The sequence below is a fragment of the Bacteroides sp. MSK.20.82 genome (genome assembly GCF_019052485.1).
In the GTDB taxonomy this organism is placed as follows: Bacteria; Bacteroidota; Bacteroidia; order Bacteroidales; family Bacteroidaceae; genus Bacteroides; species Bacteroides thetaiotaomicron.
Map to the genome: position 1 here is coordinate 33,159 of NZ_JAHQUN010000022.1, position 27,000 is coordinate 60,158.

Genomic DNA, 27,000 nt, shown 5'->3' on the forward strand with positions numbered 1-27,000 from the left:
CATTATGAAATACAAACATTTATTCACTAGTACATTATTGGCGATATTAATCACATCCTGCAACTATCTTGATATCGTGCCGGATAATATCGCAACGCTTGAAATGGCATTCAACACTCGGGCTAATGCTGAAAAATATTTAGCCACCTGCTATAACTTCGTACCTACAGCAGCCAATCTTGATCACAACTCCGGCCTCATCTGCGGTGGAGAAATGTGGTATCTGAAACCAGAGTCCCACTACTATAAAAATATAACCTCATTCAACATTGCACGTGGTATGCAAAACTCTAACGACCCCTTACTAAATTACTGGGATGGAGGTCAGGGAGGCTACAACATATTCAGAGGAATCCATGAATGCAATATTTTTATAGACAACATCGATCGCGTACCTGACATGCGTATGGAAGAGAAAAATAAATGGAAAGCCGAAGTGATGACTCTGAAAGCATATTATATTTATTATCTCATGTTGCACTATGGGCCCATTCCTTTACTTAAAGAGAACATCAGCGTAGAAGCAGACTTAGATATGATGCAACTGGAGAGAGAAACGATTAATGATGTCGTCACTTATACAACTGATTTATTGGATGAAGCCATGAACATCCCTTCCGGATTAACATTCAATGTGACTTCTCCACGCACGGAATTAGGGCGTATCACATTACCTATTGCGAAAGCAATCAAGGCTAAATTACTAATACTGGCTGCCAGTCCTTTATTCAACGGCAATACGATGTATGCTGAATTTGTCAATTCAGAAGGGATACCTTTCTTCGACCAAGAGTATAAAAAGGAAAAATGGGAGGCGGCAGCCGCAGCGTGCCTGGATGCCATCAACACTGCCCACGAAGCCGGAGCTTCTTTATACAAATTTGATGAGAAGCTAAATTATACTCCTTCATCAACTTTACAACAAGAGTTGACACTACGTAACACAATTACCGGTCGTTTTAATTCTGAAATAATATGGGCATTAGGTTCCAATGCAACAGATGGAATACAGAATCTATGCCAAGCGCATTTAACCAGCTATTCATTGGGGAACAGAATGATTCGTAGTTGCTCACAACTTGTGCCGTCATTAGAAATTGTAGAACAATTCTATACAGCGAACGGAGTCCCGATGGATGAGGATAAAGATTATGAATATGAAAACAGATATAAACTGACAACAACTCCAGAAGATGATCCTATTCATTTTACACCAAACTACACAACTATCAAGATGCATTTAAACAGAGAGCCTCGTTTTTATGCCTATATTGGTTTTGATGGTGGAAAATGGTTCTCCATCGAATGCTGTAACGACAATGAAACGAGCTCCTATCCTATCAAATCAAAGAAAGGAGATATTGCCGGCGTTTCAGACGAACTATATTCACCGACAGGTTATTTCACAAAGAAATTGGTTAGTTATCAAAACGTAAACACCAGTGCGACCAATATCAATTACGTATATTCTTTCCCGATTATTCGCCTGTCCGATCTATACCTGCTATATGCAGAAGCTCTCAACGAGCTTAATGAAACTCCGACTACAGATGTATACTACTATGTACAACAGGTCAGGAATAAAGCCGGTCTGGATGAAGGAGGTTCTTTGGTAAATACATGGCGTAATCATTCCAACCGCCCGGATAAGCCAACCACCCAAAGAGGAATGCGTGAAATTATACAGAAAGAGCGAATGATAGAGCTTGCATTCGAAGGCCATCGTTACCATGATGTACGCAGATGGAAGTTAGGCTCTACATATCTGAATACTCAGATAAAAGGCTGGTCGGTATTAGAGCAGGACCCGGAGTACTTTTATAATGCACGAGTTCTCTTCACGAGAAAATTCATGCCAAGAGATTATTTATGGCCTATTAAGACCAATTCTATCAACAGAAATCCGAAACTTGTTCAGAATCCTCAATGGTAACTTTTAACATAAAAATGACAAAGATGAAAAATATAGCTTTTATACTTTTAATACTTGCAGCAGTTTGTTTTGCAAACTGCGCCGGTGATTACGAGGCCGAACCACGCGGTACGAATGATGGAAAAGCTCCGGCACCGATTACTAATATATCGGTGAAGAATGTAAACGGAGGAGCTATTATTAAATATACTCCTTCCGATGATGTCGATTTATTATACGTCAAAGCTATCTTCACTAATACCCGCGGAGAACAGCAGGAAGTAAGATCTTCCATGTATGTAGATTCTTTGGTAATAGAAGGGCTGGGGGATACACAAAAGAGAGAGGTCAAACTTTACTCTGTAGACCGCCACGAAAACTATTCCACACCGGCTATCGTGACTATTGAGCCTCTGACTCCTGCAGTCGTTCAGACACAAGAATCATTAAAAGTGACTGAAAGTTTTGGAGGTTTCTTCCTCGATTTCAATAATGCAGCAAGAAGTGCATTATCTTTCTACATTTACAAATGGGTAGATGAGCACAATGAATACGAGATCCATGACGTATACTCCTCACAACAGGAAGAAGGCCGCCTGACTATAAAAGGCTTAGAACATAAATTATTGAAATTAGCCATCTTCGTTAGGGATAAATGGGAAAACACTTCCGACACATTGTATGCCGAAATTACTCCTTGGAAAGAAAGCTTATTAGATAAAACAAAATTCCAACTTGTCAAAGTTATGGATGATGTCAGCTGGGATTACCACGAAGGTTATCATTCCCGTCTATGGGACGGGCAAATAGGTGGATGGAACTGGGGACATACCGAATACCCGATACCTTTCCCGCATGCCTTCAGTATTGATTTGAATGTCAATGTACGTCTCAGCCAATTCCAATTCTGGCAACGTCTGGACAGCCAAGACTTATTATATGCCCATGGAGCTCCCAAGTACTTCAAATTATATGGCTGCGAAGAGGGTAAAGATTTGCAGAATCCGGATAACTGGGTGGTATTATTTGATGGAGAAATGAAGAAACCATCCGGCGGGGCATTTGGTGATGCGCTTACTCAGGAAGATATTGAGGAAGCCCAAAGAGGCCATGTATTTACCCTCAACCAAGATGTACCATTCATTCGCTACTTCCGGTTCCAGAGTTTAATGTCATGGTCGGGAATGGAAACATCAGTTATGTCAGAAATCACTCTTTGGGGAGATATCCAAGGTGAAGAATAACCTTATAAAATAGACAGAAATGAAAAAAGTAATATATATAATAACTACTATTCTCCTGTGTATGACCTCCTGCACAGATATTCATGATACCTATTCTGAATATATCAAAGACGGAGAACAAATTTATGTAGGAAAGCTGGCGGATGTAAAAATACATCCGGGATTTCAGCGTATGATGATAACGGGGTCTATGAAATATCTAGCCACAGCAAAGACTTGCATAATAGAACTTGTAGGTTACGACAAGGTTTTCACAACAGACATTGACAGAACGCAACCTGAATTCAGTTATGAAATCAAAGATGTGGAAGAAGGCAACTATTACGTTAAAATAACCACAAAGGATAAAGAAGGTAATACCTCACTATCCGAAACCTACAATGTAGATGTATACGGAACGGAGCACATAGCGACTTATTATCCCAAGCGAATTACCGATATACAATTCGTCATTGCCGACAACTCGCTCAACTTAATTTGGAATCAGGCAGACAATGTGGTGGAAGCAATAGTTAAGTACTATGATTCAAATGAGCAACTACTAACTTTAACAGTGAAAGGAGATGCTGCTTCAACCAATTTACCTGATTGGAAAGCTACTTCTATATTAACAGTAGAAACACGAATCCTACCCAGCGAAACAGCATTGGATATCGTATCCCTGCCCATTTCAGAATACACTTTGCCCGACGATCCGATTGTAGAAATCCCCAGAACTAACTTTGCCAACGCAAATATGCCTTCAGATGTTGTAAACGGTTATGGCGGTTCAGTAGAAAAGTTATGGAACAATGATACATGGAATTATGACAGCGGTTATCATGCCGGCGATAATCAAGGAGTTCCTCATCATCTGACCATTGACATGGGACTTACAGCAACGATTACCGAATGCGAACTGTTCTTTACCGGATATGAAAGAACAGACTGGATGCCTCGATTATTCCAAATATGGGGAATTGAAGATGTAGAAGACCTGGAAAGCCATGAACCGGATGTTCCATCTATAAACCCGGCTTGGGAAGAAAGTGCGAAAGCAAAAGGATGGAAACAGCTGACTACAAAAAACATTTCTGTTTCCGGTTGGCAACCCAGTATTAAGTTCGCCTGCGATAAAGAACACGAAAATATAAGATACATCAGATACCGTATTGTAGAATCACTCTCAGCTCCACACGTAGGAATGGGGGCCTATGGTTCCGCCAGCGAAATCAAGTTCTGGGGTAAAAAGGTTAGTTTGTTACAGTGATAACAGTTGAATTTGTTTTTGCATAGGAGTGTATACAAAAAAAGAATGATACATTCCTATGTAAAAAACAAATTTGTATCTTGAATCCAAAAGACCGAAAGTTAATATGAAAAGAATACCATTGAGTTTATTCACGTTTTTATTCCTCCTATCCGGATTATGTGCAGCACCTACCAAGACTGTCTGGCAAATCGGGGAGAAAAATCATAGTGCCAGTGAGTTGGCATTGTCCCCTGACAAATACAAAGAGTTTCTGGCAAATGATTTTGGTTGGGAGGACAGGTTTTATATCATTGGATTGTCTTCCCCTCAAAAAGATTTTCCTTATGTTCTGCCGGGACCTGCCGATCATTGGGGAGGAACAAGTTATACTGCCGGTATACGGACTCATGTTTTAAACATACTCTTTGGTATGAAGGAAGTTCCCGAAACGGACTCATGGAAATTAATCATAGACCTATTAGATACTCACCACGAATTTCCGGCACTATTTAAAATAACGATCAACGGAAAATCATGGAAATATGCACTTCCCAAAGGAAGTGGAAAATCAATAGACGGTGACTATTCACAAATCAAACCGCATACGATCGAAATTCCTCTGAACTCCGGAGTGATCAGAAAAGGAAGCAACTCCATCGCGCTTACAAGTCTCGAAGGCTCATGGATTCTCTTCGATGATATCAGACTTATGGGGCCGGATAATGCTGAACTAAATGAAGTCAACAAATCCGTTTATCTCCGGGATGTTAAAGCTGCGGACTTTCAAACCACCAGTCCTGTAGCCCAACCACTATTAGTAGACATAGAACATCTTTCCGGGCATCCTCTCCTTGAAGTGAAAGTAGATGGAAAAAAGATACTGGAACAACGTTTGGAAAAAGGAAGATACATACTAGAAGCTCCGATGCCAGTTGTCAAGTCTCCCAAGACAAGCCATTACATCATATCCGCCGATGGTGCAATCTTAGATAAAGGAATGATCAGACGCGCACCTCACAATACAATCACACTGGCCGATTACATCGATACACGAATGGGAACTGCGCACTCCCGTTGGATGATAGCACCAGGTCCGTGGATGCCATTCAGCATGGTCAAATTAAGTCCGGACAATCAGGATAGCGGTTGGCAATCGGGATATGATCCTTCATTCGAGAGCATAGGTACGTTTAGCCACATACACGAATGGACCATGGCGGGTCTGGGCATCATGCCTGCCAACGGTCCTTTAAAAACGGAGATAGGCAGCCAGTCTTCCTTAGTCAAAGATGCCAATTCGTATCGTTCAGCCATCGACAAAACAAGTGAAGAAACGAAAGTCGGATATTATAAAGTAGACTTGACCGATTATCAAATCAAGGCGGAACTGACTGCCACCTCCCGGTGTGGTTTTCAGCGTTATACATATCCGCAAGATAAGGATGCCCGTGTCATGATCGACCTGAAAATCCCTAGTGAATACGATTACCAAATTGTTGAAGGAAGTATAAAGCAAACAGGAGCACGACGGATCGAAGGATTCAGCAAGCAGCTATCCAAAAATGTATGGTCGGCGGATGCGGATCAGAACTATACAATTTATTTCGTGATTGAATTCAATAAAGATATCAAGAAATTTGGAGGATGGCACGATCATACTTTATGGGAAACAGATACTATGACAGCCAGCTACCCTCAGCGATTCGGCTGTTATGCCGAATTTGATACTACCGATCATCCGGAAGTTATGGTACGTTCCGGAATATCTTATGTAGATATGGCAGGGGCTTCCAACAATCTTTCCAATGAGATAATGGAACCATTCGGGTGGAATTTTGAAGCTGTACGCAAACATCAGTCGGATAGTTGGAATAATATTTTAAACAGAGTCCGGATATACAGCAACGATTATCGGGAAAAGGTAAGATTTTACACCAATTTATACCGTGCTTTCTGCCGGAATACTTTCAGTGATGCAGACCGCAGATGGGTGGATGCAGCAGGCAACATTCAAAAGCTGGACGACCCGGATGCTGTCGCTTTGGGATGCGATGCCTTCTGGAATACTTTTTGGAATCTGAATCAGGTATGGAATCTGATTGCTCCCGAGTGGTCATCCAGATGGGTAAAATCGCAGTTGGCTATGTATGACGCCAACGGATGGCTGGCAAAAGGCCCCAGCGGAATGAAATACATACCTGTAATGGTGGCCGAACATGAGATTCCCCTTTTAGTAAGTACTTACCAAATGGGAATACGGAATTACGATGCAGAAAAAATGTTCCGGGCAATCGTAAAGATGCAAACTACCCCAGCTCAACGTGTAGCCAATGGGTTTGCCGGCAACAGAGATTTGGAAACTTATCTGCAACATCAATATGTACCTGCCGACAAAGGACGTTTTTCTAACACATTAGAATACTCTTATGACGACTGGACAGTCTCTCAACTAGCAAAAGCACTGGGAAAAGAGGAATATTACCGAACATTCTCCAACAGAGGCAACTGGTGGAAAAACGCAATCAACCCGGCGACAGGTTATGCCCAAATGCGCTACAGCAATGGAGAATGGGAAAAGAACTTTGATCCGTTCAAATCAGGAGCTAACCATCATTATGTAGAGGGAAACGCCTGGCAACTTACTTTTTTTGTACCTCAGAACGTTCCCGCACTCACCGAAATTATCGGTAAAGAGCTCTTCATCGACCGGCTGTCATGGGGATTCAAAGCCAGTGAGCCATGGAGGTATAATGCCCCGGGAGACCAGTATTGGGACTTTCCAGTAGTACAAGGTAACCAGCAATCCATGCACTTCGCCTTTCTATTCAACTGGGCAGGCCAACCGTGGCAAACGCAACGGTGGAGCCGTTCCATTATCGACCGCTATTATGGCTTTGACACATCAAATGCCTATTTGGGAGACGAAGACCAAGGACAAATGAGCGCTTGGTTTGTCATGGCTGCATTGGGATTATTCCAGACGGACGGAGGTTGTAACGCAGAACCTGTTTATGAACTGGGGAGTCCTCTGTTTGAAAAAATAAAAATAGATTTGGGAAAACATTTCGGTAGAGGAAAGCAATTTATCATCAAAGCTAGCAATACTTCGCGGGAAAATAAGTACATCCAGTCCGCCAAACTAAACGGCAAGAAGTTGAACTCTTTCAAGTTTCCGGCAAAAGAACTGCTCAAAGGCGGCACATTGGAACTTGAAATGGGAGATCGTCCGAATAAAAATTGGGGAATCAAATAACATCATAAAAAAAATAGTAACAAATGAAAAAGATCTTACTCAGTCTTATCACAGCAGCCGTTTTATTATCATGTCAGTCATCACGTGACACATCACACAAGTATACAGCCATCACTCCGGGAGTAGAATGGCTCGACACCAACAACGAGAAAATAAATGCTCACGGAGGCGGTATATTATATCACGAGGGAATTTACTACTGGTATGGCGAATGTAAAAGTGATTCCACTTACTGGAATCCCAATGTTCCCGGTTGGGAATGTTATCGTACGGAAGCCGGTGGAGTAAATTGTTACTCTTCCAAGGACCTTCTCAACTGGAAATATGAAGGACTCGTTCTCCAACCGGAAATATCTGACACACAATCCGATCTCCATCCTTCCAAAGTGCTGGAGAGACCTAAAGTTATATACAATGACAAAACCAAGAAATTTGTAATGTGGCTGCACGTGGACAGTGACGACTACAATAAAGCTGCTGCCGGAGTCGCTGTTTCCGATTCACCGACTGGTGTTTTCACCTATCTGGGTTCGATGCACCCGAACGGGCAAATCAGCCGGGACATGACCCTATTCAAAGATGACGACGGCAAAGCTTATCATATCTACTCTTCCGAACAGAATTCTACATTATATATCAGTTTGCTGTCCGACGATTACCTGAAACCTTCCGGCACTTTCACACGCAATTTCGCAGGTAAATTCCGGGAAGCCCCTGCTGTGTTCAAACACAACGGACTATACTACGTCATCAGTTCGGGATGTACCGGCTGGAGTCCCAATGAAGCGGAATATGCAGTGGCTACCCAAATTTTAGGACCATGGACCGTAAAAGGAAATCCTTGTGTAGGAAAAGATGCCGACAAAACCTTCTATGGACAAAGTACCCATGTACTGCCGATTCAAGGAAAGAAAGACGCATACATAGCCATGTTTGACAAATGGAATAAAACAGACCTAATTCACTCAACCTATATCTGGTTGCCTATACAGTTCCGTGAAGACGGAAGCATGGCTATTCAATGGCTGGATAGCTGGTCACCTGATACATACGAATTCTAATTAAGATATAGCAACGGCATATCATTTTCTAAAAGGAACTCACATGAGAAAGATAAAAATTAAAGAAATCGTTTGTATCATCGGATTGTTGGGAACTCTCACAGCTCATTCTCAAAATACAGTCTGGCAAATAGGAAACAAAGATAAATCCGCCAAAGAGTTCAAGTTCTATAAAAACGATTATCGGAACTACATCAATGATGTTTATCTATACGAAGTAGGGAGAAATCATTCTGCTGATTTTCCTTACTTTCTGCCGGGGCCTAGTGATGCCTGGGCAGGTGGCATATCAGGGCAGGCTGTTATTGGCTTTTCATTGGCCGAAGCTCCTTCTCCGACAACCCAAATACAACTACGACTTCTATTTGCAGAAACTCATCCTTCCTCACCTCCCCGACTGGAGGTGAGGCTCAACAGCTTCGAGAAATCCATCCAAACACCCAAAGGCACAAACCCTGAATATCTGGACACAAAAGAAACAACTTCAAAAGAGTTATCCGTCACGCTTGACATTCCGGCTGATGAGTTCAGAGCAGGAAACAACACACTCACGATCCGAAATATATCAGGCAGTTGGGTAGCATTCGACCAGATAAAGCTGACATCTGACTCTCCTCTGCAAACAAACAATCTTACGACCAAAGCCAGTCTCGTATCTTCCGCCTTCTCTCCTGTATTGGTGGTCGGAAAGAAAAAAGAACTGAGACAGCCGGTCAAAATAAAAGCAGTCAACTGGCATCATAAAAAGAGACCGGTGGAACTGCAAGTCGGTAATTTCCCACCGGAAAGATACGTATTGTCCCCCGGAATAAATAACATTGAGACATCCATTCCGGAAGTCACCGCTCCATGTGAGTTACCGATCATACTGAAAGAACAAGGAAAAACCGTCAGCAAAATCAATGAAAAGGCAACTCCTGTCAAGAAATGGACAGTATATCTCGTTCAGCATACTCACACAGATATAGGCTACACCAAACCTCAAACCGAAATCCTGTCGGAACATCTCCGGTATATAGATTATGCCATTGAATACTGCGAACAAACAAAAGACTACACAGATGATGCGAAGTTCAGATGGACCTGCGAATCGGCGTGGGCTGTAGACGAGTATTTGAAAAACAGACCGGAAGAACAAGTGAACAAACTAAAAAAATACATTGCCGAAGGACAAATAGAAGTTGCATCCATGTATTTCAATATGTCGGAGATTGTAGACGAAAACTCTTTCAAGACTTTCCTTCAGCCTGTCAAAGAATTCAGAAAACATGGAATTCCCTCTGCGCTGGCCATGCAGAATGACGTCAACGGAATTGCATGGTGTCTGGCAGATTATCTGCCGGACCTCGGGATAAAATACCTGTGGATGGGAGAACACCATTACAAATCGCAGGTTCCGTTTAATATGCCGACTGTCTTCCAATGGGAATCTCCGTCAGGTAAACCGATCCTGACTTACCGTGCCGACCATTATAATACCGGCAATTTCTGGGGAATAGAGCAGGGAGACATTCAAAAGACAGAACCGAAGTTACTACATTATTTATCAGAACTGGAGCGTAAGCATTATCCGTTTGATGCAGTAGGCGTACAATACTCCGGTTATTTCACGGATAATTCACCGCCCTCCATCATTGAATGCAAACTCATCAGAGAATGGAATGAAAAGTACGCATATCCTAAGCTACGAAGTGCCACTGCATCCGAATTTATGGATTATGTAACGGAGCGATACGGGGATAAAATTCCCGCATACAGAGCCGCATATCCAGACTGGTGGACAGACGGTTTCGGTTCTGCCGCAAGAGAAACAGCAGCTTCACGCAAAACTCATTCGGATATGACAGCGGTAGAAGGGCTACTGTCTATGGCTGTATTAAAAGACAAATGCCTGCCACAGGCCACTCATCAACAAATAGAGCACATACATGAAAGCCTGCTATTCTATGATGAACACACGTTCGGAGCATCCGAAAGCGTCAGTGATCCGTTGTGCGAAAACAGTCAGGTGCAATGGGGAGAAAAGTCAGCCTATGCATGGGAAGCAGTCAAAAGAACACAAATGCTGTATGAAACCTCCGTCGGTTTACTTCAAGGAGACCTCCGCAGAGGCAAGAACCCGACCCTTACGATTTTCAATACGTTGAACTGGAAACGTTCGGAGATGCTGACTGTATATATTGATTTTGAAGTGATCCCCCGAAACCAATTCTTCGAAATAACAGACTTTCAAGGACATTCGTTGAAAGTTCAACCGATCCGTTATCGCAGAGAAGGGTGCTACTATGCAATTTTCGCAGAGGATATTCCGCCTATGGGATACAAGACGTTTGAAATTGTCTTCAAACAACCGTCTACTGATACAGGAACTATTACAATAAACAATGCCAGTATCGAAAATCATTTCTACAAACTACAACTCAACCCGGACAAAGGAACGATCCAAAGTTTGTATGATAAAGAATTGAATTGTGAACTGGTCGATAGTTCGTCTCCATGGGAACTGGGTGCTTTTATCTATGAGAAATTAGGTAATCGTGACCAATTGGCCCAATATCGCCTGGATGATTACAACAGAACAGGATTGAGTGAGTGCCGGATCATCGACAGTTCGAATGGACCTATTTATCAACGTATCCTGTTGCAGGGAAAATCTCCGGGAACAGACGAAGCATTCGGGGTCAATCTGGAAATTAAATTATATCATGATACCAAACGAATAGAACTGGAGTACGCAATCAAGCGTCTGCCGGAAACGGATCCCTCAGGGATATACGTTGCTTTTCCCTTCCAACTGCCCGAAGGAAAACTGGCATTCGACGTTCAGGGCGGAACAGTTATATCTGGCAAGAATCAACTGGAAGGGACATCTACAGACTGGAATACTGTTCAAAACTTTGTATCGGTACAAAATAATCAGGCGCAAATTATTATAGGAAGCAGCCTCATCCCCCTCTATCAACTAGGAGACATAAATCTCGGTAAATTTCAATATCAGAAACAATACGAAAGGCCTCATGTCTACTCGTGGGTGATGAATAATTACTGGAATACCAACTTCAAAGCTTCCCAAGAAGGAGAGTTCCGTTGGAGTTACCATCTGACCTCTTCCGTTGACCCATCTAACAACCTTGCTACCAAGTTTGGCTGGAGCTCACGTATTCCTCTATATGCCCGGGTAATGCCGACAGGAACAGAGAATCATAAACCCACAGAGTACTCAGCCTTCCATTTTGAGAAAGACAATTTCCTGATGACTTCATGTACCCCCTCTAAAGAAGAAGGTTATATACTACTGAACATTAGAGAGATAGATGGAAAGAGAACCAACCTCAGGATTTTAAATGAAGACGGGCAAACCATCCCCTTCACAATAGTAAACGCTATTGAAGAGAAATTGGAAAATGAAACGTCAGAGCATATATTTGAGGGGTACCAGAATAAATTTATAAAGATAAAACGTTTTTAATCAAAAGAATCAAATGCGTAGTCTACCCTAAAAAACGGAAGAATCATCACCACAAAGAGACGAGGAGATGTCAAAAGTCAGTAGCAACTCTCCTAATACTATTGACTTTTGCCCCTCATCATCTGTCAGAACGACCGGAAAGTATCTGCTCCAAACTTTCATCGACCACTCCCGCCAACTGAAGATTGGACAGCAAGCGGTCATAAGAAATCCTCCCTACTCCTTCCATTTTCAGCAGCCATCTCCATCCCTTTCCCGATACTAATTCCAGCAGTTGCCCTACCGTCCGGATTTCTTCTTTATACAAGACATTAGTCAGCCTCGTATCGGCCACTTTGCCGACAGACAATTGGAGTACCCTTTCTTCCTGATTCAAATTTATATTCTTGCTTTTATCCGCCAAAGACTGAAAACGGGCATCTATGATATGTTTCCGATAAGTAGCCAACACATTCTTTCTCACTTTCAGTCCTCTGAGATGAGAATTATAAATCTGTAACGCCCTGTCATAAGTAATTCGATGCCGACCGGCAACTTTCTCTATTGACTCCCCCATAGAGATGGAGTAGAAAATATCACGGGCTCCGGGATGAACAATCAATTGGGAAAGTTCACGAATAATAATTTCATATAGAGGTTTACACGTTTTCTGTGTTCGCAATACATATAGCAGATCATCATATCTGGAAATAATAAAGTCGCGTTCCAGCTTTTTCTCTTCCACAATCTTTGCCAGATAATCCGCTTGCAATCCAAGCCTTTTGTGAGCTTCGAGATAGGCAGTCAGACTTTCGTCATCCAAGAACAGTTGGTTGCCCATCCGGCAACTGGTAATGTAACCGAGATTCGCCCAGTTTCGCAGAGTTGCTTCCTGAACGCCATGTCTTTCAGACATTTGTTTTGTTGTGAGCCAATAGGACATAAAAAAACGGAACTAAGTTAATACTCTTACCTAGTTCCGTACCTTTTATATTATAAAAGAGTACGGAGCTGTCACATCCCGCTAATAGGAGGTAGTAACGGCTACCTGATGTATACGGGCAGACAGCCCGTACCCTATGAGAAGTCATAGAAGTACAGGCGTCTTCCCGGCATACATCAAAAAAATCCGTTACAATTTCCTATTAGCCGAGGAAACGCGCAATCGCACACCTTTAAACGGTATGCTACGTTCCGATGACAAAGTTACAAATAGTTTTCGGAAAATAACAAAAGAGGCTAATAAATGTTTGGGGAAAATTAGAAACAAAGCAATCGTCACTATTATATAAATTCAAAAGACTATGTTGTAACAATTAACATTACCAATCCATCATTTTATATTATATAAAAGTAGAACAGAATCTGAATTATTTCACAATATCATTCAGATCAAAGTAGAGCAAACGTGTAGCAGAATCCACATCTTCATCATTCAATGGGACAAAACCGTTTTTCATATAAAAAGGCACAGCAGCCGCATACGCATCAACAGTTAAAAAACGGCAACCTGTTTTATTCTCAATAATAAAATAACTTTTAATAAAATTCAATAGGAATGAGCCTATTGATTGACCTTTTACAGACAAGTCAACACCCAAACGACAAATCTTTGCAGCAGGATAGCTTTTTAAACGCTTCTCATTCACAAACCGATGTTTGCGGAAACGATTGAATTCAGTTTTATTTTCAAAATCAGACAAAGAGATCCTGTCATTGGCAAGACTGAAATAAGCAACCGATCGCTGATTAACTTTATTCTCAAGTACATAACTGACAGCCAGCAAAGCTTCCCGATACAGGAAAGATTCATTCAAAATAAAATCGTTCAAGTCGGTATCTCCGCAATCGAACGATTCTATTTTTTCTGAGGTATCTAGTTTACGCATCTCATACGTTGTCTCTATTAACTGACGATCCATATCTATTTTTTAAATATTTTCATTGCCAGTTCGTAGTCTTTCAATCTTTTTGCCCGCTGCTCGGAGGTCTCCCTGCGTTTTTCTTTCATCCGCTCTTCAAACCGCCGTGCATCTTCTCCGAAAAGTATCGGAGTTTCTTTAATCGGTCTTGCCATACTCACCTATCTCCTTTCTTCATTTAATACGCTACAAAAGTAACCTAATAAATCGGGAAGTGCAAGTAACCAGGAATTTATCTTCGAGACATATATGTCTCAAATACACTCACTATATCTTCTCTATATTTCTTTATATCAAAAAGAGATTGCCGCTATCTTCATAAAACACGGAATAAAATACGAACCGACCTTCGATATATACATCGAGAAATACGATTGGTAGAAGCAGAATTATTCTCACCCCTTTGAGAAAATATTCTCATAGGCATGAGTATTTTTTCTCACTGTGGTGAGAATTTTTTCTCAAGGCGATGAGAATAGTTTGAGAACTTTATTGCAGTTGCCCCGCCGCTTTCAAGTAAGCCACATAGTTTACATACAACTGAAAATGGGCATCCACTTTCGTCTGATACGCCTGTTGCCACATAACTTGCGCTTCCAGATAATCCGAAAGAGTTTCCAATCCCACCTCATACTGTTTGCCGCTGACTTTCATATTCTCTTCCGCCTGTTCCAGCGAACGTTCTGAAAGCTCGCATTCCAGTCGGGCCTCATCCAAATTATTAGTGGCCTGCGTCAATTCAAGCAACATCTTTTCATTGGCATTTTCCTGTTCAAGACGAGTCTGTTCCAGTTTTACCTTGGCAGAGCGCACCTTATTCATACGTTCGCCAAAATGAAACAGAGGTACTGAAACATTCAGAAAGACGGAGAATGATCCTTTTTTCATCAAAGTTTCGTCATTGATTTCCAATCCATGGAAATAGTCATAACTTCCCTTCACTCCCACACGTGGCAGCAGTTCACTCCGATTCAGCTTTACCTGCTGCTCGGCCATGGCGATCTGTTTATTCAAAATACCATATTCGGGACGGGCACTGATATCGGCAACCTGTGTCTTCCACTCTTGCTCCACTTCCGGAAATTCATCCGAGATATCAATCCCCGCTGTCAGAGGCCGACCGATATAGTGGCAAAGATTCATGCCGGCAAGACGGAGCGCATTATCCGCCTTGCGCAATGCCAGCTCACTCTCATTAAGTTTCACTTGTACCTTCAACACATCATTCTGAGGTTTCATGCCATGCTGGTGGGCACTCTTCACATTCCGAAACAGCTCATTGAGCAACACATGATATTTCTCCGCTACTTTCTTCATTTCTTTGGCTTTCACTAGTTGCACATAAGCCTTGTCTGTATTCAGAATCACTCCGGATGCAGTCAGTTCCTCATTCAGATGTGCCATTTCCTTGCCGAGCAATGACATTTTATAGGCGGCGCGAATCTTTCCGCCCATATAAAGCGGTTGTTCCACTTGTACTCCGCCTGTATAGACGGTCCCGACTTTATAGTCCAGATTCAATCCGGGGAAATAAGCGTAACCGCTTGTTGCCAACTCTCCAGTAACGGGATCGGGCAGGAATACCGGCAGATTTCCTCCCCGAATGCCCAAGCTGCCGTCTGCCGTACTATACAGTCCGGTTCCGCTTGCTGTAAAATTGGGGAAGAAGTTAGCTTTATAGCTGAGAGACAGCAGCCGGGCTGCCTCCGTCTGTTTATCGGCAGCAGCCATTTCCTTGTTATATTTTAGAGCCATTTCACGGCATTGTTTCAGGCTGAGCTTCTCTTGTGCCGAAACAGAAAGAGAAGCCGCCATTCCAAACAAAACACTAACAGCTACGAGAAATTCTTTTTTCATTTGTCTGTCTTTTTGATATGAAAGAATAATGCATACAGAATCGGGATAAAGAGCAACGTGATGAGCGTGCCAAACAGCAATCCTCCCATGATAGAAGCTGCCAACGAACCGAACATAGCATCGGGCAACAGCGGAATCATTCCAAGAATAGTGGTCAGCGAAGCCATCATCACCGGACGGAGACGACTCTGGGAGCTATCGATCAACGCAGTGACCGGTTCTACTCCCTGGCTGATCTGCAACGTAATTTCATCCATCAGCACAATTCCGTTCTTTATAATCATACCGATCAATCCCAATGTGCCGACAATCGCCACAAAATTGAATGTCTTCCCGGTCAGCAACATCACGGCGACTACACCGACAAAAACCAACGGTATGCAGCAGAAAATGATAATCGGCTTACGATAGTCTTTAAACAGCATAATCAGTATCGAGATCATCAGAATAATGGCAAACGGGAAGTTCTTGAACAAATACTGCATAGATTTCGTACTGGCATTCCTTTCACCCTGCCATTGCAGTTTATAACCGTCGGGCAATGGGATCTGCTCTATCTGTGCGGCAATGGACTGGCGTGCCTTCTCTGTTTCTATTCCCGGAACAGGCGAACACTGTACACGCTGGCTACGCTGCCCGTTATAGCGGGGGACGACGGGATCTTCCCACTGTACATCGATCCGCTTGCTGATCTGTTTCAACGGAGTAGTTCCCATCAAGGTTTCTACCAGTTCGTCTTTCGAAAGCGTTCCCGTTTTCAGTTTCATCATCATCTCCTGCGTCAACAAGCCATTCAAAGAAGGAAGAGAAGAAAATATTTGTGTGTTATCCAAATCCTCAATCGGTCTTCCCTGTTCGTCAAGGCAGCGCAGATAGATATTGTCCCGATGGATTCCTTCGTGGAAAGAACCGATGGGAATGCCACTGGTGGCCGAAAGCAACGAGAGGCTTACATCATTACGGCTCAGTCCGATAGCGCGGGCAGTCGGCTGGTCATATTCAATGGTCAGCACGGGAATCTGCGGCTCCCAGTCCGTAGTTATCAGATATACATCCGGACAGCTTTCCATAATGCTGCGGGCACTGTCTGCCAATTGATGCAAAACAACCGGGTCCGGCCCCGTAAACTGTGCCTCGATCGGATATTTCTTGAACATCAGGTTATAGCGGTTCAGTTTCACGTAGGCATCGGGGTAACGAGACGAAAGATATTGCTGAATCTCGGGCATATTATCCACCAATGCATCGGGAGAAGTAAAGTCTATAATCAATTCACCGTATGCCAAAGAAGGATTGGCTATGTTACGCACCAAATTATAACGACCGGGGGTACCACCGACGGAAGCTGTGACATGGGTCACTTCCGGACGAGTTTTCAGATAGGCTTCAATCTCTTCCAAGTCACGTGTGACACGGGTATAATTTGTTCCTTCCGGCAATTTATATTCCATATAAAGCTGATCGTACACCATATCCGGAAAGAAACCCTGTTTCATGAACCGATAGCTGAAAGCTGAAAGAGCAACCAACGCTACCATCGCAAAGACAAAACTCCAGCGATGAGCCAGACTAAACCGCAGCAAGGAACGTAGGACGGCATAAATCTTTCCTTCATACACCCGTTTTCCGGTAGTTGACGCTTCTTTCGAAACTTCGGGATGCAAAATTCGGTTGGCCATCAACGGTACGTGCACCAGAGCCAGTACCCAGCTAAGCAGTAACGAAACCGCCAGCACGATAAATAAGTCGCGCGTATACACCCCTGCAGTATCGGGAGACATGAAGATAGGCAGGAAAGCAATGATAGCAATCAAAGTGGCTCCGAGCAAAGGCATCGCAGTCTGCCGCCCGATAGCGGTCATTGCCTCCATACGGCTCTTGCCGGCTTTCAGATCGACCAGTATACCGTCAATAATAACAATCGCATTATCAACCAGCATCCCCATAGCAAGCACAAATGACGCCAGCGAAACCCGTTGCATCGTGCCATCCACAAAATACAGGAACAGAAAGGAGCCGAACACCGTTACCACCAGACTGATTCCGATAATAACTCCACTCTTGAATCCCATCGTTATCATCAGAATGACAACTACGATAATGACCGATTCGATCAGATTAAGAATGAATGTTCCCAACGAACCGGATACACGTTCCGGCTGGTAGAATACTTTATGACACTCCACTCCTGTCGGAAGCCGCTCCGCTTTCAATTCGTCCAGTTTCTGTTCTACCCGTTTGCCAATCTTGATGATATCCGAACCGGAAGAAGCCGCAATCAGTATTCCCATGGCACGCTGCCGGTCATAAAAGAGTTCATTGCGGGTAGGATTCTCATAATCTTTCTCAATTCGGGCGATGTCACTCAAACGTAACTGGTCATCATCGTGCCCCTGAATCAGCATACGTCCGATATCTTCTACCGTCTTGAACTTGTCACTCACCGTTACCCGAATACGATTATCGCCATTATCGTAGTATCCGGTATAAGTGGTTTTATTCTGTCCGTTCAAGGTAGCGAGAACTTCGGCAGGTTTCACGCCCAGATTCGCCATCCGGTCCTGCAGTAAAGAGATGTTGATGCATTCCTCACGCTTTCCATACAAGTCAACCCGTTCCACTCCGTCCAGTTCGCTGACTTCCCGCTTTATCAGTTCGGCATAATCAGACAGTTCCCTGTCCTGCAATCCGTCTCCTGTCAGCGCATAAAACATACCGTACACATTTCCGAAATCATCTTTCACAAGGGGAGTAGCAGCGCCTTCGGGAAGTTCCGCCTGTGCATTCGCTACCTTACGCCGCAACAAATCCCAGCATTGTTCCACATCTGCCTCCTTGACGGTCGTTTTCAGTTCCACCTGAATCAGGGAGAGATCATTGTAAGAATAACTTTCTACATTATCTATATTCCCCATTGTACGGATATTCTTTTCAAGTACATCCGTCACTTCCAGTTCCACCTGATGTGCGGACGCTCCGGGATAGGTAGTCACTACCATGGCGACTTTCACCGTTACTTCCGGGTCTTCCAACTTACTCATTTCATAGCTGGAATAAGCTCCTCCGACTATCAGCACCGCAATCAAGAAGTAAATTAACTTCTTATTTTCAAATGCCCATTTACTTATATCGATCATAGCAATCCTCCCACATTGGTTTTAGAAGCAGGCAAAAGGGGTTCTACCTGTTCCCCATCTTTCACATGATGTACTCCCGAAGCAACAATCAAGTCACCGGGCTTCAAGCCCTCCGCAGTCACCAGGCACCTGCCGCTGCCCAGCAGACGGGTGACTGTCACATCACAACGACGGATGGTCCGGCTGGAAGCATCATAAAGGAAAACACTCGCCATCCCCTTATCACGAAGAACCGCACCCGTAGGAACGGACAGATGACGCACTTCCCCTTCGGTACATTCTATAGTGACCATTGTATTCATTCCGGGGGAAGGAAGCGCCTGCGCTTCACCTTTCTTCAACTGCAAACGCATCGTATACAGTTGATTGGCATTCGCTTTAGGGGTGACATTTATCAGATCGAGCGCATACTCCTGACCGGGATAAATGTCGAACGTACAAGTGTAACCGGTGAACTGTTGGCGACGGATATATTCTACTGCCGGAAGATTAATTTCCACCTCCGGTGTCCCCTCGCTGATAATGGAGACAACGGGCATACCGGCCGCAATAGTCTCATGGGAATCAAAAAGACGTTTCTGTACATATCCGCTGAAAGGAGCATACAAACGGGTATATTCCAGCTGATCTTTCGCATGATTGTACTTGGCGGTTATCTGTTTCAACCCGTACATCGCTTTATCATTGGCGTCGGGAGTCGTTACATTCTCCTTATAAAGTGCCATCACACGCTCCGCCTCCGCCTTCACACTTTGATACTCCGCTTCCGCAGCATCCAGCTGAATCTGATAATCAGCAGGGTCCAGTTCGGCAAGCAGCTGTCCTTTGCGCACATACGTTCCGTCGTTGACGTACATACGCAATATAGTTCCGCTTACACGGAATGATAAACTTATATCCTGCGCCGCCTTCACCCGTCCGGGAAATTGCAAAGCCGTCTGTCCACCGGCAGAAAGTACAGTATCAATCTTCACTGTAGGTTTGCTATCTGTAATCTGTGTACGTTGGCTGCAAGATGCCAACAAAACGACTAAAATTCCTGTTAATAAAAAGTTGAATCGTTTCATATTTTCATTTGTTATTTAGTTCATGCAAAAGTATCCCAAGCAGATAAAAGTAAAAAGGTTGATTTAAGCTATAAATTGTCCGATTTGCAGTTTTTTCAACTTAAAATCCTCAAATACTTTGCTATTTGTATTTATTTATACGTTTCTTTGCAACAGAAACCACCCCAAAAGAAAAGAGGAAATGGAACAACAGATACCTTTTAGTTATGTTATAATATCTCCGGAGAATGCTACGGAAAAAGAAGGCTATATGATATCTACCATAGACAAGTGTGGTTTCTTTTTTTGCCAGAAAGGAGAAGTGGAAGTTGCCCTGAATGACAAGTCGTATTTAATAAGTAAAGGAAGTGTCTGCATTTATATGACAGGCAGTCTCTTGCGCATCCAGCGTATCAGCAAGGATATAAAAGGGATTATGCTGGAGGTGGATTTGAATTATATTATTCCGATCGTTAATAAGATAGTCAATTCAGAAAACCTGCTCTATCTACGGGAAAATCCCTGTTTCTCAATTACAGAATATCAATACAACTATCTGGAACAATTAATCAAAGCCCTACAACAGCGAATGGATATAAAAGCACATGACATCCCGCTGCAAAGACAGCACCTGATATCCGAGCTCATCAAATCATGGGGGCAAACCTTATGCTATGAATTGCTGAACGTTTATTTTACCAACCAGCCTCTCAAACCTTTATCGCAAGACAAAAAGGATAAAATCTTTCAGAACTTCGTCATTACCCTCTTCCGCTATTATCAGCAGGAACGGGACGTTACCTTCTATGCCAGTAAACAGTACCTTTCTTCCCGGTACTTTTCTGCTGTCATTAAAGAAAAATCCGGTAGTACCGCCCTGCAATGGATTGTACAAATGGTAATTACCGAAGCCAAACAACTGCTCGAAAACTCCGATCTCACCATCAAGGAAATTGCAACAAAGCTGAATTTCCCGACTCAGTCTTTCTTCGGTAAGTATTTCAAGCAATACGTAGGTGTCTCTCCGAAAGAGTATCGGAATAAACAGATCAGGCAGTTGCCTTTCTGAACTGACGGAACTGCCACCAAAGCATCCCTCCTGCAATCAGACTGGCTATCAAATCAGAGATAGGCATACTGATCCACACGCCGAGCTGCCCGTAAAACCGGGGAAGAATCAACAGGCAAGGAATCAGTACAAGCACCTGACGGGAAATAGAGAGAAAGATAGCCTTGCTCGCCATACCGATACTCTGGAAGAAGTTGGAAGTCACCATCTGAAAACCGACAATCGGGAAAAACATCACAACAATCCGTAAGCCCTTTGCCGAGATATTCACCAATTCTTCGTGCGTCGTAAAGATAGAAACAGCCAGTTGCGGAATAAACATTCCCATCAGAAAACCGATGGTTGTAACAATGGTCGCGGCATAAATCGTTATTTTCAGCACTTGCGTCACGCGCGGATACTGTTTGGCGCCGAAGTTATAGCCGGCAATGGGCTGCATTCCCTGATTCAAACCCATCACAATCATAACGAAGAGGAATACCAGACGGTTGACAATGCCGAAAGCTCCGATAGCCAGATCCCCTCCGTGCTGTTTCAGCCCCTTATTAATAAGGATGACGATAAAGCAGGCGGCAAGATTCATCAGAAAGGGAGCCATACCAATGGCCAGAGAATCAAAAACAATCTTCTTTTTCAGTCGGAAAATGCCTTTATGAAAATGCAGGAGTTCGTCCTTATTACTAAACAGCTTGAACTGCCAGAGAAGTGCGATGACCTGTGCGGTAATCGTAGCGATAGCCGCACCCTGTATTCCCCAGCCAAAGCCGTAAATAAAAATAGGATCGAGTATCGTATTAATGACCACGGTAGCAATCGTAGCATACATCGCCTTCTGTGGATGCCCTGCGGAACGAAGTACCGCATTCAGGCCCAGGTAAAGATGGGTGATGACATTTCCCCAGAGGATAACCACCATATAGTCGCGGGCATAGCCGACAGTCGCCTCACTTCCCCCGAAGAAGTAAAGAATCGGATCGAGGAAGATCAGGGTAAGAACCGTAAAAGCCAGTCCGATGATAATATTTAATACCAGCACATTGCCAAGTACCCGTTGTGCCGTATCATAATCTTTCTGTCCCAGCTTCACCGATACCAGTGTAGCCGCTCCCACACCTACCAGCGAACCGAAAGCCGCTGCAAGGTTCATCAGCGGAAACGTAAGTGCCAGCCCCGAAATAGCCATTGCCCCCACCCCGTGACCGATGAAAATACTATCTACCATATTATAAAGAGAAGATGCCGTCATGGCGATAATTGCCGGAATGGCGTACTGCATTAAAAGCTTCCCGATCTTTTCCGTACCCAGCGCAGTGGGTGTCTTTTGTCCTGTCATACCTATTGTTTTGAGGGCGCAAAGATACAAAAAAGAGACGGATTACAGGATATATGAGAAAAGTTTCGTATTTTTGCCTCCAAAATTGAGTTAATACATAACGAAATGAATATATTAGAACTAAGTGAACAGGAAATTATTCGGCGCAATAGTCTGAATGAGCTTCGTGCAATGGGTATCGATCCGTACCCCGCTGCAGAGTATGTAACCAATGCTTTCTCTACTGATATAAAAGCAGAATTCAAAGATGAAGACGAACCGCGTCAAGTTTCTGTAGCGGGCCGTATTATGAGCCGCCGCGTGATGGGCAAGGCTTCGTTCATCGAACTGCAGGACTCTAAAGGTCGTATACAGGTATACATCACACGTGATGACATCTGTCCGGGAGAAGACAAGGAATTGTACAACTCTGTATTCAAACGCCTGCTCGACTTAGGTGACTTCGTAGGTATCGAAGGTTTCGTGTTCCGTACACAAATGGGCGAAATCAGTATCCATGCCAAGAAACTGACCGTACTTGCCAAGTCTATCAAACCGCTGCCTATCGTAAAATATAAAGACGGCGTAGCTTACGACTCTTTTGAAGATCCCGAACTCCGTTATCGCCAACGTTATGTGGACCTGGTAGTAAACGAAGGCATCAAAGAGACATTCGAAAAGCGTGCCACCGTAGTGAGAACACTGCGCAACGCCCTCGACGAAGCCGGATATACGGAAGTAGAAACACCGATCCTGCAATCCATCGCAGGCGGAGCAAGCGCACGTCCGTTCATCACTCACCACAACTCACTGGATATAGACCTCTACCTGCGCATCGCAACGGAACTTTATCTGAAACGACTCATCGTAGGTGGTTTTGAAGGTGTATACGAAATAGGAAAGAACTTCCGTAACGAGGGAATGGACAGAACCCACAACCCCGAATTCACTTGTATGGAACTTTATGTACAGTACAAGGATTACAACTGGATGATGAGCTTCACCGAAAAGTTGCTGGAACGCATCTGTATCGCCGTAAACGGAAGCACCGAAACCGTTGTAGACGGAAAGACAATCAGCTTTAAAGCTCCTTACCGCCGTCTGCCTATCCTCGACGCCATCAAAGAAAAGACAGGATATGACCTCAACGGCAAGAGCGAAGAAGAAATCCGTCAGATCTGCAAAGAACTGAAGATGGAAGAAATCGACGACACCATGGGCAAAGGCAAACTGATTGATGAAATCTTCGGTGAATTCTGTGAAGGCAGCTACATCCAGCCGACTTTCATCACCGATTATCCGGTGGAAATGTCGCCTCTGACAAAGATGCACCGTTCCAAACCTGGACTGACCGAACGTTTCGAGCTGATGGTAAACGGCAAGGAACTGGCCAATGCCTACTCGGAATTGAACGATCCGCTGGATCAGGAAGAACGCTTCAAAGAACAGATGCGTCTTGCCGACAAGGGTGACGACGAAGCAATGATTATCGACCAGGATTTCCTGCGTGCTTTGCAATATGGCATGCCTCCTACATCCGGCATCGGTATCGGTATCGACCGTCTGGTGATGCTGATGACAGGACAGACCACCATTCAGGAAGTACTGTTCTTCCCGCAAATGCGTCCGGAGAAAGTAATCAAGAAAGACCCTGCCGCCAAATACATGGAACTGGGTATTGCAGAAGACTGGGTGCCGGTCATCCAGAAAGCCGGCTACAACACAGTAGCTGATATGCAGGATGTTAATCCGCAAAAGTTGCACCAGGACATCTGCGGAATCAATAAGAAATACAAATTAGAACTGACCAATCCAAGCGTGAACGACGTGACCGAGTGGATAAATAAACTTAAATAAGTTGAGAGTTGAGAGTTGAGAATTGAAAGTTGTTACTTGAACAACCTTTTTAATGACCAACTCTCAACTTTCAACTTTCAACTTTCAACTAAATATGAAACTACCCGGTAAGATAGCGATAATGGGCGGAGGAAGTTGGGCTACAGCCATCGCAAAGATGTGTCTGGCTCAGGAAGACTCTATTAATTGGTACATGCGACGAGATGACCGCATCGCTGATTTTAAGAGACTTGGACATAATCCCGCCTATCTGACAGGGGTGAAATTCGACACGAAGCGTATCACTTTCAGTTCTAACATCAACGATGTCGTGAAGGAATCGGATACACTGATTTTCGTCACCCCCTCTCCTTATCTGAAAGCTCATCTGAAAAAGCTGAAAACAAAGATTAAGGATAAGTTTATTATCACTGCTATCAAAGGAATCGTACCCGATGACAACGTGATTGTATCGGAATATTTCACAAAAGAATATGGCGTACCACCCGAAAACATCGCAGTACTGGCAGGTCCCTGCCACGCAGAAGAAGTAGCGCTGGAACGCCTCTCTTATCTGACCATCGCCTGCCCGGACAAGGACAAAGCGCGCATCTTCGCCCGCCGTTTGGGAAGCAGCTTCATCAAGACTTCCGTCAGCGACGACGTAGCCGGCATCGAATACAGTTCGGTGCTTAAAAATGTATACGCCATTGCCGCCGGCATCTGCAGCGGACTGAAATACGGCGATAACTTCCAGGCAGTACTGATATCCAATGCGATTCAGGAAATGAACCGCTTCCTGAATACAGTACATCCCCTGAACAGAAATGTAGATGATTCTGTTTATTTAGGAGACTTATTGGTGACAGGATACTCCAACTTCAGCCGTAACCGCACGTTCGGTTCGATGATAGGCAAGGGATATTCCGTTAAAAGTGCGCAGATTGAAATGGAAATGATCGCGGAAGGATACTACGGCACGAAGTGCATCAAAGAGATCAACAAGCATCACCACGTCAACATGCCGATACTGGATGCCGTATACAATATCTTGTATGAACGCATCTCACCCATGATAGAGATCAAATTGCTGACTGATTCTTTTAGATGAGAAAAATAGGTAATAAGTAATAAGTATTAGGTATTAACCGTAGCCACCTAAGCTTTACGTCTCATGCATAATACTTATTACTTAATACCTATTACCTATTACATATTACTTAAAATTGATAGATATGATTAGCTTGAACATTGAAAAAACATTTGGATTCATCTCCAAAGAAAAGGTTTCTGCTTATGAAGCCGAGGTAAAAGCTGCACAGGAAATGCTGGAAAAAGGAACAGGAGAAGGTAACGACTTCCTGGGATGGTTACATCTGCCTTCGTCCATCAGCAAAGAGCATCTGGCTGACCTGAACGCTACTGCAAAAGTATTAAGAGACAACTGCGAAGTAGTGATCGTAGCAGGTATCGGTGGCAGCTATCTGGGCGCACGTGCCGTAATCGAAGCGCTGTCTAACAGTTTCACATGGTTGCAGGACAAGAAAACTGCTCCTGTCATGATCTATGCTGGACATAACATCAGCGAAGACTATCTGTATGAACTGACCGAATATCTGAAAGACAAGAAATTCGGCGTTATCAATATCTCCAAATCGGGAACGACTACCGAAACCGCTCTTGCTTTCCGTCTGCTGAAAAAGCAATGTGAAGACCAACGCGGCAAAGAAACCGCCAAGAAAGTCATCGTTGCCGTGACAGACGCCAAGAAAGGTGCTGCACGTGTGACTGCCGACAAAGAAGGATACAAGACATTTATCATTCCGGACAACGTAGGCGGACGTTTCTCTGTGCTCACTCCGGTTGGTTTGCTGCCGATCGCAGTTGCCGGATTCGACATCGACAAACTGGTTGCCGGTGCTGCCGATATGGAAAAGGCATGCGGTTCTGACGTTCCGTTTGCAGAAAACCCTGCGGCTATCTACGCTGCTACCCGCAACGAACTGTACAGACAAGGCAAGAAGATTGAAATCCTTGTCAACTTCTGCCCGAAACTGCACTACGTAAGTGAATGGTGGAAACAGCTTTACGGAGAATCCGAAGGTAAAGACAACAAGGGTATTTTCCCCGCATCTGTTGACTTTTCTACCGACCTGCACTCTATGGGACAATGGATTCAGGAAGGCGAACGCTCGATCTTCGAAACTGTGATCTCACTGGATAAAGTAGACCATAAACTGGAAGTTCCTTTCGATGAAGCTAATCTGGACGGCCTGAACTTCCTTGCCGGCAAACGGGTGGACGAAGTGAACAAAATGGCCGAACTGGGAACTCAGCTGGCTCACGTAGACGGCGGTGTACCCAACATGCGCATCGTTCTTCCGGAACTGAGCGAATACAACATCGGCGGTCTGCTGTACTTCTTCGAAAAAGCTTGCGGCATCAGCGGCTATCTGTTGGGCGTGAATCCTTTCAACCAACCGGGCGTGGAAGCATACAAGAAAAATATGTTTGCTTTGCTGAACAAACCGGGATACGAAGAAGAATCAAAGGCTATTCAGGCTAAACTGTAATATCCAATAACTGACAATAAAAAGAAGCGGCCTCTCCGGAGACCGCTTCTTTTTATTATATTTCCTTCGTTACGTTAAAGTGACTCACTCCCTTTCAGG

At 43.9% G+C, this 27,000-nt stretch carries 17 protein-coding genes; 10 read left to right on the forward strand and 7 right to left on the reverse strand.

What is annotated here, in order from left to right; all coding sequences use genetic code 11:
* Nucleotides 1-4 precede the first annotated feature (4 nt).
* The 6 genes from KTR07_RS17145 (at nucleotide 5) to KTR07_RS17170 (ending at nucleotide 12,170) form a co-directional block, all read left to right on the forward strand.
* The gene (locus tag KTR07_RS17145; RefSeq protein ID WP_217315467.1) at nucleotides 5-1,933 is read left to right on the forward strand and encodes a RagB/SusD family nutrient uptake outer membrane protein; all 1,929 of its coding nucleotides are present in this window, start codon (nucleotides 5-7) and stop codon (nucleotides 1,931-1,933) included.
* Nucleotides 1,934-1,956: 23 nt separating this feature from the next.
* Nucleotides 1,957-3,156 (forward strand): DUF5000 domain-containing lipoprotein, encoded by a 1,200-nt coding sequence (locus KTR07_RS17150; RefSeq protein ID WP_016268601.1) that lies wholly within the window; start codon nucleotides 1,957-1,959, stop codon nucleotides 3,154-3,156.
* Between the two features lie 19 nt (nucleotides 3,157-3,175).
* Nucleotides 3,176-4,405, forward strand: coding sequence for a DUF4998 domain-containing protein (locus KTR07_RS17155; RefSeq protein ID WP_016268602.1), 1,230 nt, complete (start codon nucleotides 3,176-3,178; stop codon nucleotides 4,403-4,405).
* A 106-nt stretch (nucleotides 4,406-4,511) separates the two neighbouring features.
* Nucleotides 4,512-7,640: a GH92 family glycosyl hydrolase gene (locus tag KTR07_RS17160; protein WP_016268603.1), complete on the forward strand. Its 3,129-nt coding sequence runs from the start codon at nucleotides 4,512-4,514 to the stop codon at nucleotides 7,638-7,640.
* A 23-nt stretch (nucleotides 7,641-7,663) separates the two neighbouring features.
* A complete protein-coding gene (locus KTR07_RS17165) occupies nucleotides 7,664-8,701 on the forward strand; it encodes a glycoside hydrolase family 43 protein (protein WP_008766598.1) in 1,038 nt (345 codons plus the stop codon).
* Between the two features lie 43 nt (nucleotides 8,702-8,744).
* On the forward strand, nucleotides 8,745-12,170 hold the full coding sequence (locus KTR07_RS17170; protein WP_117981369.1) for a glycoside hydrolase family 38 C-terminal domain-containing protein: 3,426 nt from the start codon (nucleotides 8,745-8,747) through the stop codon (nucleotides 12,168-12,170).
* Between the two features lie 118 nt (nucleotides 12,171-12,288).
* On the opposite strand, the gene KTR07_RS17175 is transcribed toward KTR07_RS17170, so the two are convergent.
* The 6 genes from KTR07_RS17175 to KTR07_RS17200 form a co-directional block, all read right to left on the reverse strand.
* Complete coding sequence (locus KTR07_RS17175) at nucleotides 12,289-13,065, reverse strand: hypothetical protein (RefSeq protein ID WP_011108139.1); 777 nt, start codon at nucleotides 13,063-13,065, stop codon at nucleotides 12,289-12,291.
* 454 nt (nucleotides 13,066-13,519) lie between these two features.
* Complete coding sequence (locus tag KTR07_RS17180; RefSeq protein WP_008766601.1) at nucleotides 13,520-14,071, reverse strand: GNAT family N-acetyltransferase; 552 nt, start codon at nucleotides 14,069-14,071, stop codon at nucleotides 13,520-13,522.
* A 2-nt stretch (nucleotides 14,072-14,073) separates the two neighbouring features.
* Nucleotides 14,074-14,226 carry a hypothetical protein gene (locus KTR07_RS17185; RefSeq protein ID WP_008766602.1) on the reverse strand — a complete coding sequence of 51 codons (153 nt, stop codon included), beginning with the start codon at nucleotides 14,224-14,226 and terminating at the stop codon, nucleotides 14,074-14,076.
* Between the two features lie 334 nt (nucleotides 14,227-14,560).
* Nucleotides 14,561-15,928, reverse strand: coding sequence for a TolC family protein (locus tag KTR07_RS17190; protein ID WP_008766603.1), 1,368 nt, complete (start codon nucleotides 15,926-15,928; stop codon nucleotides 14,561-14,563).
* A complete protein-coding gene (locus KTR07_RS17195; RefSeq protein WP_008766604.1) occupies nucleotides 15,925-19,065 on the reverse strand; it encodes an efflux RND transporter permease subunit in 3,141 nt (1,046 codons plus the stop codon). The genes KTR07_RS17190 and KTR07_RS17195 overlap by 4 nt, the downstream gene beginning before the upstream one ends.
* Nucleotides 19,062-20,132 (reverse strand): efflux RND transporter periplasmic adaptor subunit, encoded by a 1,071-nt coding sequence (locus KTR07_RS17200; RefSeq protein WP_008766605.1) that lies wholly within the window; start codon nucleotides 20,130-20,132, stop codon nucleotides 19,062-19,064. Before KTR07_RS17200 ends, KTR07_RS17195 begins: the two co-directional genes overlap by 4 nt.
* A 181-nt stretch (nucleotides 20,133-20,313) precedes the next feature.
* Here KTR07_RS17200 and KTR07_RS17205 point away from each other — a divergent pair, with 181 nt between their 5' ends.
* A complete protein-coding gene (locus KTR07_RS17205) occupies nucleotides 20,314-21,180 on the forward strand; it encodes an AraC family transcriptional regulator (protein WP_011108141.1) in 867 nt (288 codons plus the stop codon).
* Here KTR07_RS17205 and KTR07_RS17210 read toward each other — a convergent pair.
* Nucleotides 21,161-22,543, reverse strand: coding sequence for an MATE family efflux transporter (locus KTR07_RS17210; protein ID WP_008766607.1), 1,383 nt, complete (start codon nucleotides 22,541-22,543; stop codon nucleotides 21,161-21,163). The two genes, KTR07_RS17205 and KTR07_RS17210, sit on opposite strands and share 20 nt — an antisense overlap.
* A gap of 75 nt (nucleotides 22,544-22,618) precedes the next feature.
* On the opposite strand from KTR07_RS17210, the gene lysS reads away from it, so the two are divergent.
* From lysS to KTR07_RS17225, 3 genes are all read left to right on the forward strand, one after another.
* Entirely contained in the window at nucleotides 22,619-24,349 is a 1,731-nt protein-coding gene (gene lysS / locus KTR07_RS17215) for a lysine--tRNA ligase (RefSeq protein WP_008759776.1), read from the forward strand.
* 94 nt (nucleotides 24,350-24,443) lie between these two features.
* Complete coding sequence (locus KTR07_RS17220) at nucleotides 24,444-25,439, forward strand: NAD(P)H-dependent glycerol-3-phosphate dehydrogenase (protein ID WP_008759775.1); 996 nt, start codon at nucleotides 24,444-24,446, stop codon at nucleotides 25,437-25,439.
* A 124-nt stretch (nucleotides 25,440-25,563) separates the two neighbouring features.
* A complete protein-coding gene (locus tag KTR07_RS17225) occupies nucleotides 25,564-26,901 on the forward strand; it encodes a glucose-6-phosphate isomerase (RefSeq protein ID WP_008759774.1) in 1,338 nt (445 codons plus the stop codon).
* The last annotated feature ends 99 nt before the right edge of the window (nucleotides 26,902-27,000 follow it).